Raw genomic sequence first — 12433 nt, 5'->3', positions numbered from 1 at the left:
GCAGGACATTTTCTGTCACGGGTGGAAATGCGATTAAATAAAGCACTTGAGAGGTTTTTATATGTATGGTTCCAGTCGCCAATGCGCCGAGCAGTACCGCAAGATGAGCATCTCCACGAGCATTACCGATGCGGACCCGCACAAGCTGGTGGCAATGTTGTTCGATGGTGTCTGCCAGCGTATTCGCCAAGCACAGGCATCCATGGCCCAGGGCGACCAAGCACGCAAAGGCAAGGCGATCGGTCAGGCCTGCGCCATCATTGGCCATCTCAACGGCTCGCTCGATCACAAAGCAGGCGGCGAGATCGCCAATAACCTCTCTGCCCTGTACGACTACGTGATGCGCCGACTGACCGCAGCCAATCTGCATAACGACGAAAGCGCGCTGATCGAATCGCTGGAATTGCTCAGCGAGATCGGCAACGCCTGGAACGCCATTCCCATGCAGCAACGGGAAGTGGCCACGGCTGCCGTGGCATGAACACTCCAACCATCAGCCTCGCCTCGCTGCATGCCCAACTAACGCAGTTGCAGCAGGTGCTGAAGACCGACGAATATGCTCTTGCCGAGCGCATCCTCAGCGATCACGCCCAGCAATTGCAGCAATATCTGCAACAAGACGGTGCCGATATCTCGCGTGAAACCTTGCAGAAGCTGCTGCAAAAGCAACAAGCGCTGACCACGCAGATGCTCCAGTTACGCGACGAGGCCGCCGTTTGGTTACGCGCCAATCACTATTTCAACAATGCCACCCGCGCATATGCGCAAGCTGGATTACTCAGATGAACGGCGCGTCAGACGGCACCTTGCAGCATCGTGCCGAGACCGAGCTGTTCCACGACACGCTGAGCTGCGAACTGACACTGCCCGCCGACTTTGTGCCCGGTCACGGCATTGGCCGGCTGAGCGCAGCCGAAACACTGCTGAGAGGACTCGCCCAGGTCGAGGATCTACGTGCCGAAGATGGTAGCGACGAGCGCGGCGATGCCTCCCTGCACTTACAACGCATGGACGCCAAGCTCGACCTGATGCTGGTACTGCTAGGACGGCTGGCCCGGCAACACGAAGACATACTGCCACTGCGCCCAGTGCGCTGGTCGCGGCGCGGCATCCGGCTGGAATTGAGCCAGCACGCTGGCACCCTCCCAGGGGCGGCAGGACTACTACGGCTACAACCCTCCGACTGGCTACCCGATCACCTGGAACTGCCGGTGCGGGTTCTTGACGAAGCCAATGACGCGGGCCGCTTCCATCTCTGGCTACAATTCGAGACACAACCGCCAAGCATGGAAGAAGCGATGGAACGTCATCTGTTTCGCCTGCACCGCCGACAGATCGCCAGCAGCAGGCGCGCCCGCTGAGCACACATCCCCCTGTCCGGTAAGCCAAGGCAAGGTTGGCGGCAGCCGCCGACTGGGCTAATGTGCGATTCTGAAAAGAAGGATCTTGCACCGTGCGAGTCATCATTGTCGACGATCACACCCTTGTACGCGCCGGCCTTAGCCGGTTGCTACAGACGTTTGCGGACGTCGATGTGGTCGCCGAGGCCAGCAATGCCCAGCAGGCGCTGGACCTGACCGTCCTGCATCGCCCCGACCTGGTGTTGATGGATCTCTCCCTGCCCGGACGTAGCGGACTGGATGCGCTCACCGATGTCTTGCAAAGCGCGCCCAAAACCCGCGTGGTGATGATGTCCATGCACGATGACCCGGTGCATGTGCGCGATGCGCTGGACCGTGGCGCCACCGGCTTCGTCGTCAAGGATGCCGCGCCATTGGAGTTGGAGCTGGCGCTGCGCGCGGCCAGTGCCAACCAGATGTTCTTGAGCCCGCAGATCTCCTCCAAAATGATCGCGCCGATGCTCGGGCGCGAACGCCCGGTCGGCATTGCCGCGCTTTCGCCACGGCAACGCGAAATATTGCGTCAGATCGGCCGCGGTCAAAGCAACAAAGAAATCGCATCGGACCTGGGCATCAGCGTCAAGACCGTGGAAACCCATCGCGCCCGGATGATGGAATCGCTAGGCTGCAGGCGTGCCAACGACTTGGTGTTGCTGGCCGCACGCCACCAGAACGAGCTGATCTGAACGATCGTGACGTCATTCCATCACCTTGCGTTGGCATGACGTTTGCCTGTACCGAACGAACAGACAAAACCAAGGCGTAGCTCTCCGCCCAGCTTGTCCTGACACCGTCGACAGTCCGACGCTCCTGACACGCCCGTCAGGATTTTCCCTACGCACCGTCAGGAATTTGACTACCTAGCTCAGAAACCCCCTGATTCTGTTAACGTCGGGCGGCAAGCACTATGCATGCCACAGGCGCTGAAGGTTTTGCGTCGAACCGAGGAAGTTCGCATGAAGCCGATCGTTTCCGCCCAACTGGGCCAACAACTGCATCTAACACCGCAACTCTTGCAGTCGATCCGACTGCTGCAGCTCGATGGTTTGCAATTGGAAATGGAGATCCGGCGCGCTCTGGAAAACAATCCGCTGCTGGAACTGGAAGAACCCGAGGCTGTGGCCGAACCGGAAACCACAGTCGAAGCCGCCCTACAAACCGCAGCATTCGACGAATTACCCGAATCCTCGATGTGGGATGTCCCGGCCGCCGGCTGGAACGACGGCGAGGACGACCGCCTGCAGCATATCGCCGCTGGCGAGTCCACCGACCCGCACCTACGCGTCCTGCAACGGCTGGCGCTGGAATTACCCCCGCGCGAGATTGAAGCGGCTGCGTTCTGGCTGGAACACTGCGACGATGCCGGTTACCTCAACGACGCGCTGGACACGCTGACCCTGCTGGCGTGTACACGCCTGGACCTATCGGCCGCACAGGTAGAGGCGGTGCGCCAGCGCCTGCTGCACGGCGATCCTGTCGGACTGGCCGCCCGCGATCTACGCGAGTGCCTGCACGTACAACTGCACGACCTGCCCGGCCCAGTCCCCGGCCGCCATCTGGCCGCGCGCATCCTCGATGGCGACCTGCATCTACTGGCCAGCCACGACTACGCACTGCTGGCACGCAAACTCGACGCCGAAACCGATGACGTCCGCGAGGCGATCCGGCTCATCCTGTCGCTGCAACCGCGCCCCGGCGACAGCCTGCAACCGCAGGATCTGGGCCATGTCATCCCCGATGTGGTCGCTTGGCAAGCCGATGGTAGCTGGCGCGTGGCGCTGAACCCGGCAACCACCCATCGTGTCAATATCAACCCCATGCACGAGCGTGCCCTGGCCCAAGCCGGCGAAGCGGCGCAGCCACTGCGCGAAATGCTGCAAGAGGCACGCTGGCTGACCCGTGGCCTGTCGATGCGCTACGAGACCCTGCTGCGCACCACGCGCAGCATCGTCGAACGTCAATCCGCGTTTCTGAACAAGGGCGAAGAAGCCATGGCGCCTTTGACCCTGAAAGAAGTGGCCGATGCAATCGGCATGCACGAGTCCACCATCTCGCGCATCACCACCGGCAAGTATCTGCAAACCCCGCGCGGCACCTTCGAGCTGAAGCACTTCTTCGCCGTGCGCCTGGAAGGCGCGGCGGTGTCCGGTCAGGCGGTGCGCGCGATGGTGCGCCGGCTGATCGAATCCGAGCCTAGTAGCCGGCCGCTAGCCGACGAGGCAATCGCTGCGCTACTGTCACGCCAGGGGATCAACGTGGCCAGACGCACCGTGGCCAAGTATCGTGAACAATTGGATATCGCTCCGGCACGCGAGCGCCGCCGCGGCAGCAAGCCACTACTGGCCCGCACGGGCTAAGGAAACTACCGCATATGAACAAATTGTCCGTGCTTCTGGTCGACGACCACGAAGGCTTCATCAACGCCGCGATGCGCCACTTCCGCAAGCTGGATTGGATGGACGTGATCGGCAGCGCCGCCAACGGCCTGGAAGCCATCGAGCGTTCCGAGTCGCTACGCCCGCAAGTGGTACTGATGGATCTGGCGATGCCGGAGATGGGTGGACTGCAGGCCACCCGCCTGATCAAGACCCAGGACCAGGCGCCATATATAGTCATCGCCAGCCATTTCGACGATGCCGAACACCGCGAGCATGCCATGCGTGCCGGGGCCGACAACTTCGTCAGCAAGCTGTCCTATATCCAGGAAGTCATGCCGATCCTGGAGGGGCTACGTACCGAAGGAGTACCGACATGAGCGAATCGCGGATCCTGGTGATCGATGACGACGCCCCGCGCGCCGAGCGCACTGTCAGCCTGCTCGAGTTCATGGATCTCAACCCACGCTGGGTCACCGATGTAGCGGACGTCCAGCCGGGTCGCCACCGCCAGAGCGAGTGGATGGCAATCCTGGTCGGCGGACTGGAGGATAAGTCGCAGGCCGATGCGTTTTTTGGTTGGGTCGCGCGCAGCCCGTTGCCACCGCCGGTGCTACTGCTCAACGACGACGCCCAGGCGTTCGCGCAACGGCATGGCCTGCACGAGGCCAATGTGTGGCAACTGGAGGCCCCGCTGCGCCATGCGCAACTGGAGACCCTGCTGCGCCGCGCCAGCCTCAAACGCCTGGATGCCGAGCACCAGGCCGGTGCCGCACAAGACAATGGGCCAACCGGCAATAGCGAAGCGGTCATCATGTTGCGGCGGCTGATCGACCAAGTGGCTGCCTTTGACACCACCGTCTTGGTACTCGGCGAGTCCGGTACCGGCAAGGAAGTCGTCGCCCGCGCGATCCACCAGAAATCACCACGCTGCGACGGCCCGTTCGTCGCGATCAACTGCGGCGCGATCCCGCCAGACCTACTGGAAAGCGAGCTGTTCGGCCACGAAAAAGGATCCTTCACCGGCGCACTGAGCGCGCGTAAGGGTCGCTTCGAGATGGCAGAAGGCGGCACGCTGTTGCTGGACGAAATCGGCGACATGAGTCTGCCGATGCAGGTCAAACTGCTGCGCGTCCTGCAGGAGCGCAGCTTCGAGCGTGTCGGCGGCAACGTCACTATCCGCTGCAATGTGCGGGTGATTGCGGCAACCCACCGCAACTTGGAAGAACGCATCGCCGGCAACCAGTTCCGCGAAGACCTCTTCTACCGCCTCAACGTATTCCCGATTGAGATGCCGGCGCTACGCGAACGCAGCGACGACCTGCCCGCGCTGGTCAACACGATCGCCGCGCAACTGGCACGTACTGGACGCGGCGAAGTACGCTTTTCCGAAGAGGCGTTGCAAGCATTGCGCAACTACGAGTGGCCAGGCAACGTGCGCGAGTTGACCAATCTGGTCGAACGCTTGGCCGTGTTGCACCCGGATAGTCTCGTGCGTGTGCAAGACTTGCCGGCGCGTTACCGTGGCGATTTCACCTCCTCAATCGACGTCTCTGCGCCACCGTCGCCAATCGCGACAACGGAGCCAAGGCGGCTCCCCAACGTGGTCGACCTGCGTACCGGCGGCAAACTGTATGGGGAGCAATCGCAGGCGACGCAGGTGGCTGCAACGCTGCCGGAGAGCGGACTGGATCTGCGCGGACACATGGCCAACATCGAGTTAGCGCTCATCAACGAGGCGCTGGAGCGCACTCAAGGTGTGGTCGCGCACGCAGCGCAATTGCTGGGCCTTCGCCGCACCACATTGGTCGAAAAACTGCGCAAGTACGGCATTGATCGCGATCAGGCCGAAATGGCCAGCTAAGACGGCCTGCAAAAACGACCGAAGCGACCCGCCGCGGCACATTGCCCTCTCATCGCTATCGTCGTCCTCTGGTAGCCTGCAAAGAGGAACCGTATACATTCGCAGACGCTGACTTCGACACCACACGCAAGCACTACGCCGGTGGCGACAACGCGACTCGAAGATAGTGGACAGGCATCATTGGCATGTGGCTTGCTTCAGATTGCAGTGAACCGATCGCATACATCCGTGCCCTTGGATTCTCCACCCCTCGCCAGGCAGGCCACTATGCCCATCCCCGTCACCAGTCCGCTGCTGCCGCCCCTGGAAGAGTTCGTCCCGTATCTGGAAAAGATTTGGCGCAGTCGCATCCTGACCAACGGAGGCGACATGCACCAGGCACTGGAAAAGGCGCTGGCGGATTACCTGGGTGTCAGCCATCTAGCGCTGCTGACCAACGGCACACTCGCCTTGCTCACCGCGCTGCAGGCGTTACGCATCACCGGAGAGGTCATCACCACACCCTACTCGTTCGTCGCCACCGCACATGCCCTATTGTGGAGAGGGATCAAACCGGTGTTCGTGGACATCGACCCGCTGACGATGAACCTGGATCCGCTCAAGATCGAGGCGGCGATCACCCCGCAGACCACGGCGATCATGCCGGTGCATTGCTACGGCACGCCCTGCGACACCGCCGCGATCGAGCGCATCGCCGACACCTACAACCTCAAGATTATCTACGACGCGGCGCATGCGTTCGGGGTCAAGGACGCGGGAGGCTCGTTGCTGCGTCACGGCGACCTGAGCGTGCTCAGCTTCCATGCCACCAAGGTATTCAACACCTTCGAAGGCGGCGCCATCGTGTGCCCGGATGCGAAAACCTACCAGCGCATCAGCCGGCTCAAGAACTTCGGTTTCGTCGATGAGACTACCGTGGTCGCCACCGGCATCAACGGCAAGATGAGCGAAATCAACGCCGCATTCGGACTGCTGCAACTGCAGCACATCGACGCCGCGCTGGCGCAGCGCGGCGCGATCGATGCGCATTACCGGCGACGGCTGGCGCAGGTGCCTGGAGTGCGCTGCCTGCCACCGCGCGCGCCAGGGCTGGCCAATTACGCATCGTTCCCGATTCTCGTCGATGAAGCGTTCCCATTGAATCGCGACACCCTGCATCGCTTGATGCGCAGCCACGACATTCTGGCGCGGCGCTACTTCTACCCGCTGATCAGCGATTTCCCCATGTACCGTGACCTGCCCTCCGCAGACCCGGCCGGACTGCCTGTTGCCCGGCAGATGTCCGAACGCGTGTTGTGCCTGCCGATCTATCCCGGTCTGACTCAGGAACAGGTCGATGCGATCTCCGATCTGATCGCCACAGCGGGCGACAGCGCATCCGCGTCAACCACCTCCAATTGCACCCCTTCCTCCTTCGCACATCCCGTGGAAATAGCATGAGCCAAGCAACATTTATCGAAAACTTCCTGTCGGCGACGGATTTCCAGAATCCAGTTGAGGTCAGCTTGGAAACCGTGTTGCGCGCGTTGCCCGAATGGGATTCGCTGGCGGCCTTGGGGGTCATCGTGATGTTCGATATGGAATACGGCAAGACCATCACCGGCGAGCACCTGACTGCGGCCATCACCATAGGCGACCTCTATCAGCTGACCGAGGCATAGTCCATGCCGACTTCCACGCTGCACAATGTGCGCTTTGCCGGCATGGCGACCTGCGTCCCGAAGCGCATCGTCTCCAACCTGACCGATTGCCGGCCGCAGATCCGCTCCGAGCGCGAGCGGCTGGTGCGCAACATCGGCATCGAAACCCGGCGCATGGCCGCCGATTGGCAGTGCTTTTCCGACTTGGCATTCGATGCGACACAGGTGCTGCTGGAACAACTGCAGTGGCAGCGCGAGGAAATCGATGCGCTGATCGTGGTCACGCAGTCGCCGGACTATCCGGTTCCGGCGACCGCGATCATCCTGCAAGACCGCCTCGGTCTATCGCATGCGACGGTCGCGTTCGACGTCAACCTGGGCTGCTCGGCATATCCGTTCGGCATCAATCTACTGGGTTCGATGATCGCCTCCGGTGGAGTCAAGAAGGGCCTGCTGCTGGTCGGCGACCGCAGCGCCACCTTCGACGATCCGATCTTTTCCGATTCCGGCACCGCGACCGCACTGGAATTCAGTGCCGATGCACCGCCCATGCACTTCGATCTCAACAGCGACGGTAGCGGCTACCGCGCGATCATCCTGCCGGTCGGCGGACATCGCGAACCGGTCGGGATACAGCATCTGATGCCCTACCGTGCCGACGAGAACGACTACTGGCACCGTGGCGTGGACCTGCAACTGGACGGCGTGGCGGTCCTGAGTTTTTCCACCCAACGGGTGCCGCCGGCGGTGCAGAAGCTGCTCGACTACAGCGGCGTGTCCAAGGATCAGATCGACTACTTCGTGTTTCACCAGGCCAACCGGATAATCAACGAGACCATTCGCAAGAAGCTCGGTCTGCCGGCGGACAAAGTCCCCTCCACCCTGCACGACTTCGGCAACACCAGTGGCGCTTCGCTTCCGGTCACGATGACCGCCCGGATCAACAAGCAACTGGAATCCGGGCGCAAGCGCGTGCTGCTATGCGGCTTCGGCATCGGCCTATCGTGGGGCACCTGCCTGGTGGACATCGAGGGCGCCGTGTTTCCCGATTTGATCGAGTCGTGACGATGGCGCCTGTCGCAAGCACAGACGCCTTCGCACTCCAGGGCAAGACCATCCTGGTGACCGGCGCCTCCTCCGGCATCGGTGCCGCCGTCGCCACGCTATGTGCAAGGCTGGGAGCGACGCTGGTACTGAATGGACGCGACGAGGCACGGCTGCACGCGGTGGCTTCCACCCTGCACGGTGGCGACCATCGCACAGTCGCCGGTGACCTGACCGAGGACGCCACTCGCACCCGGTTGCTGGACGCCGCAACGCATTACCACGGCCTCGCCTCCTGCGCCGGCATCGCCGCGCTGGTGCCGTTCCGGATGGCGGCGGAAAAACACCTGCAACAGATGCTGGCAGTGAACTATCTGGCGCCGATCCTGCTGACCCAGCAATTGCTGGCCAAACGCCGCTTGCACGAAGGCGCGTCGCTGGTGTACGTGTCCGCCTTGACCGCACGCGCGGCACCACAGGCCAGCGCAGGTTACGGCGCATCCAAAGCGGCGCTGGAAGCCGCGGTGCGCTCGTTGGCGCTGGAAAACGCCAGACATCGCATTCGCGCCAACTGCATCGCCCCAGGCTACGTGGACACGCCGATGCTGAGCAGGTTGGGCAGCACCGCCGACATGGACGACAAGATCGGGCTGACTCCGTTGGGACGGATCGACCCGAACGATATCGCCAATGGCGCCGTCTACCTGCTGTCCGACGCCAGCCGCTGGATCACCCGCAGCACCTTGACCATCGACGGCGGGATCTCCCTGCCAATCCGCTTATGACTTTGGAGAACCCCATGTCCGTTGCGGATGCGACATCCGTACTGCTGCGTGATCTGTACGGCGTACACGGCAAGACCGTGCTGGTCACTGGCGCGTCCAAGGGCATCGGCGAAGCCGTTGCCAGGGCATGTGCCAACGCCGGCGCACATCTGCTCATCGCTGGGCGCGATACAGCCCGGCTGCAAGCCGTCTTGGACGCATTACCCGGCCAAGACCACCGCCTCTTCGCTGGCGACCTGAGCGATGCGGCCACAGTGCAACGTCTGGCGGCCGAAAGCGGCCCGCTCGACGGTGTGGTGCATAGCGCCGGCATCCGCGGCCTGTCGCCGATGAAACTGGTGAGCGAGAGCTTCCTCACCGAGGTGATGACGATCAACTACATCGCGCCGACGATGCTCACCCGACATCTGCTCGCGCGCCAGTCGCTGCGCCCCGGTGGTTCCATCGTTTTTCTCTCGTCCATTGCCGCGCTCACCGGCACTGTCGGCGTCGGACCCTATGCTGGTTCCAAGGCCGCGCTGATCGGCATGTTGCGGCCGCTGGCGCTAGAACTGGCGCGACGCAAGATCCGTGCGAATGCGCTGTGTCCGGGCCTGGTCGAGACCTCGTTGATCAACGAGGACAAGGCATGGTTCGAGGAAAGCCGCAAGCGCTATCCACTCGGCATCGGCGAGCCCGACGACGTCGCCCTGGCCTGCCTGTACTTCCTCTCCGACGCCAGCAGCAAAGTGACCGGGCAGGCTTTCAGCATGGACGGGGGCGTGGAATTCGCATGAATAACGCCCCTCCTCAACACGTGCTGATCATCGGCGCCGGTGGCTTCGGTCGCGGCATCGCGGCGATGGCCCGCCATGACGACCCCGGTTACGGGCGGGACTGGGACATAAAAGGTTTCCTCGATAGCCGCAGCGCCTTGGCAGCGACCAGCCCCTGGCCGATCGTCGGCGACCCGGACAGCTACGCGCCCGTCCCCGGCGACCTGTTCGTCTGCGCGCTCGGCGACCCAACCGCGCGCCGCCGCTACAGCCAGGCCCTGCTGGCGCGCGGCGCGGATTTCATGGTGCTGCGCCCGCGCCTGCGCGAGGCCTCGGCCACCCCGATCGGGCGCGGCAGCCTGTTCGAGGTCGGCGTATCGATCGGCGCGGACAGCCGCATCGGCGAATTCGTCACCATCCTGTCCACCACCATCATCGGCCACGACGTGCGCATCGGCGACTACGTGCAGATCGGCAACTTCGTGTTCGTCGGTGGCGGCGTCAGCATCGGCAGCGACGTGGTCATCCACCCGCATTCCACCCTGATCCCCGGGATCACGGTCGGCGATGGCGCGGTGATCGGCGCTGGCAGCGTAGTGGTGAAGGATGTCCCGCCACAGGTGACCGTAGCCGGCAATCCCGCGCGCATCATCTTCCAACGTTGATACTGGCGAACAGGATCCTCGCGCATGTCCCGTCACGCACTCGACGCCACGCACTACACCAGCCCGGACACCTTGCGCCTGGAGCAACAACGGCTGTTCGGTCGGCTATGGATCTTCGTCGGCTTCGCCTCGCTGGTGCGCGAGCGCAACCAATTCTTCGCCCGTCAGGTCGCGGGTGTGCCGGTGCTGGTGCAACGCACCGACGCCGGTATCCGCGCCTTCCTCAACCAATGCCCGCACCGGCAATCGGCGATCCAGAGCGAACCCCACGGCAAACGCCCCTTGGTGTGCCCGTACCATGCCTGGTCGTTCGGGGCCGAGGGCGAGCTACGTGGGCTGCCCAATTCCGGCCTGTACCAGTTCAGCGCGGAAGAAAAAGCCGGCATCTGCCTGAAAAAGCTGCACCTGCGGCAGGTCGGCGAGTTGCTGTTCGTGAACCTGGCAGAGCAACCGTTGCCGCTGGAGGAGCAATTTACTCCCGAGTTCCTGGAAAACCTGCGCGTCGCATCCTCGCACCTGGATTCGCAGATCATTTATAGCTGCCATCGCGTGCGCTACAACTGGAAGCTCAATATGGAGAACGTCAAGGACTACAACCATCTACCGTTCATCCATCCAAAGACCTTCAATCCGCTGATGACAGCGACTCCCAAGTCATCCGCCCAGGTTGAAAGACCGGCTGATGTGCCGTCCGTGGTCGAGCAATTGCTGCAAGCAGGCCACGCCCCTGCCCTCGATGCGCTGAGCTTCCCAGCCAAGGCCGAGATGGCTGACCACGACAACTGGTACCGCCCACTGTGCGAGCGCTATGGCGAGGATTCGGCGTTCTACAACTGGTTCGTCTATCCGAACGTCAACTTCTACAGCGTGCGCGGTGACTCCTTCGTGCTACAGCAGTACGACCCGGTCTCGCCCCATGAGAGCGACTACCATCTGTGGGTAGCAACCGCACGCCGCAAGAGCGAGCGTACCGATTTCACTGCGCTGCTGCGCACGCTGATCCGCATCGAACATCAAGTCATCGCTGAGGACACCGCAGTGTTAGAACGCCTGCAAGCACACCTCGGGCCCCATTCCCCACACAGCATGCACGGCGACTACGAAACCGAACTGGTCCGCCAGCACGTGTGGTACCGCACCAACGTGCTGGAGCAACCGGCATGAAAACGTTGCTGCTGCTCGGCGAAGGCGACGCGCTGGAGCAGGCACGACGCACCGCGCAAGCGTGCGGCTTGGTCCATGTCAGCCTCGTGCTGCACTCACCTGACCGCTACAACTTCGACCTGGGCGAACTGCACGCCAGCCATGCCGCGACGGAGACCGACGTGTTCATCGCACTCGACGAACGCGCGGTCAATCAGTCGCGGCACAAGCTACTGGCTGACGTGCGACTGGCCGGCTACCGCAGCATCGATCTGGTCTGGCCGCAGGCGCATCTCGATGCTGACGTGCGGCTGATGGGCAATGTGTACGTGGGGCCTGGCTGCAATCTCGCGGCGGGAAGCAGTCTCGGCGCAGGCGTCTGGCTGGAACGGCAGGTGATTGTCGAACAGGATGTCCGAATCGGCGCCTGCGCCACCCTGCATGCCGGCGTCCATCTTGGACGCGGCACCCAGATCGGCCAAGGCAGCACCCTGGGCAGCGCCAGCATGACCCGCAGCGGCAGCAAAATCGGCCGGCACTGCGAATGGCTGTTGCCTGGGATGCTGCCGGATGTATTACCCGATCGTTGTTTTTACGATGCACTGATGCCAAACGGAGCACGGATTCTGTGCTGACGCCGCCTCCGCCAAGTCGGGTCAATGGCCTTGAACAGTCAAACAGCACGACCTAGCGGCGACATCTAATCAGGAAAAACAGACACAGCGAAGCTGCACCAGACCACCTTGGTCTCTGCACTGACGA

The 12433-nt window shown here is 62.6% G+C and carries 15 protein-coding genes; all 15 read left to right on the top strand.

Annotated features, from left to right (window positions below; all coding sequences use genetic code 11):
* The first annotated feature begins 61 nt into the window (after nt 1–61).
* On the top strand, nt 62–481 hold the full coding sequence (fliS, locus tag XALGPE39_RS06300) for a flagellar export chaperone FliS (protein WP_045727448.1): 420 nt from the start codon (nt 62–64) through the stop codon (nt 479–481).
* Entirely contained in the window at nt 478–786 is a 309-nt protein-coding gene (locus XALGPE39_RS06295; RefSeq protein ID WP_045727447.1) for a hypothetical protein, read from the top strand. The genes fliS and XALGPE39_RS06295 overlap by 4 nt, the downstream gene beginning before the upstream one ends.
* Nucleotides 783–1361 carry a PilZ domain-containing protein gene (locus XALGPE39_RS06290; protein WP_045727446.1) on the top strand — a complete coding sequence of 193 codons (579 nt, stop codon included), beginning with the start codon at nt 783–785 and terminating at the stop codon, nt 1359–1361. The genes XALGPE39_RS06295 and XALGPE39_RS06290 overlap by 4 nt, the downstream gene beginning before the upstream one ends.
* A 92-nt stretch (nt 1362–1453) precedes the next feature.
* Nucleotides 1454–2086: a response regulator transcription factor gene (locus XALGPE39_RS06285; protein ID WP_045727445.1), complete on the top strand. Its 633-nt coding sequence runs from the start codon at nt 1454–1456 to the stop codon at nt 2084–2086.
* Between the two features lie 270 nt (nt 2087–2356).
* Nucleotides 2357–3757 (top strand): RNA polymerase factor sigma-54, encoded by a 1401-nt coding sequence (gene rpoN / locus XALGPE39_RS06280; RefSeq protein ID WP_045729014.1) that lies wholly within the window; start codon nt 2357–2359, stop codon nt 3755–3757.
* Nucleotides 3758–3771: 14 nt separating this feature from the next.
* Entirely contained in the window at nt 3772–4155 is a 384-nt protein-coding gene (locus tag XALGPE39_RS06275) for a response regulator transcription factor (protein ID WP_045727444.1), read from the top strand.
* On the top strand, nt 4152–5639 hold the full coding sequence (locus tag XALGPE39_RS06270; protein WP_045727443.1) for a sigma-54 dependent transcriptional regulator: 1488 nt from the start codon (nt 4152–4154) through the stop codon (nt 5637–5639). The genes XALGPE39_RS06275 and XALGPE39_RS06270 overlap by 4 nt, the downstream gene beginning before the upstream one ends.
* A 267-nt stretch (nt 5640–5906) precedes the next feature.
* A complete protein-coding gene (locus XALGPE39_RS06265) occupies nt 5907–7079 on the top strand; it encodes a DegT/DnrJ/EryC1/StrS family aminotransferase (protein ID WP_045727442.1) in 1173 nt (390 codons plus the stop codon).
* On the top strand, nt 7076–7300 hold the full coding sequence (locus XALGPE39_RS06260) for an acyl carrier protein (protein WP_045727441.1): 225 nt from the start codon (nt 7076–7078) through the stop codon (nt 7298–7300). The genes XALGPE39_RS06265 and XALGPE39_RS06260 overlap by 4 nt, the downstream gene beginning before the upstream one ends.
* 3 nt (nt 7301–7303) lie before the next feature.
* Nucleotides 7304–8344, top strand: coding sequence for a ketoacyl-ACP synthase III (locus tag XALGPE39_RS06255; RefSeq protein ID WP_045727440.1), 1041 nt, complete (start codon nt 7304–7306; stop codon nt 8342–8344).
* A 2-nt stretch (nt 8345–8346) separates the two neighbouring features.
* Nucleotides 8347–9108 (top strand): SDR family oxidoreductase, encoded by a 762-nt coding sequence (locus XALGPE39_RS06250; protein WP_045727439.1) that lies wholly within the window; start codon nt 8347–8349, stop codon nt 9106–9108.
* A gap of 14 nt (nt 9109–9122) precedes the next feature.
* Entirely contained in the window at nt 9123–9884 is a 762-nt protein-coding gene (locus XALGPE39_RS06245) for an SDR family oxidoreductase (protein WP_045729013.1), read from the top strand.
* Nucleotides 9881–10528, top strand: a complete 648-nt coding sequence (locus XALGPE39_RS06240; RefSeq protein WP_045727438.1) for a NeuD/PglB/VioB family sugar acetyltransferase — start codon at nt 9881–9883, stop codon at nt 10526–10528. The genes XALGPE39_RS06245 and XALGPE39_RS06240 overlap by 4 nt, the downstream gene beginning before the upstream one ends.
* Before the next feature lie 24 nt (nt 10529–10552).
* Nucleotides 10553–11692 carry an aromatic ring-hydroxylating dioxygenase subunit alpha gene (locus XALGPE39_RS06235; RefSeq protein ID WP_045727437.1) on the top strand — a complete coding sequence of 380 codons (1140 nt, stop codon included), beginning with the start codon at nt 10553–10555 and terminating at the stop codon, nt 11690–11692.
* Nucleotides 11689–12306, top strand: a complete 618-nt coding sequence (locus XALGPE39_RS06230; protein ID WP_045727436.1) for an acetyltransferase — start codon at nt 11689–11691, stop codon at nt 12304–12306. The genes XALGPE39_RS06235 and XALGPE39_RS06230 overlap by 4 nt, the downstream gene beginning before the upstream one ends.
* Nucleotides 12307–12433 lie beyond the last annotated feature (127 nt).

It is taken from the genome of Xanthomonas sp. GPE 39 (genome assembly GCF_000963005.1).
Lineage (GTDB): Bacteria > Pseudomonadota > Gammaproteobacteria > Xanthomonadales > Xanthomonadaceae > Xanthomonas_A.
This window is presented reverse-complemented; position numbering and strand designations above follow the sequence as displayed.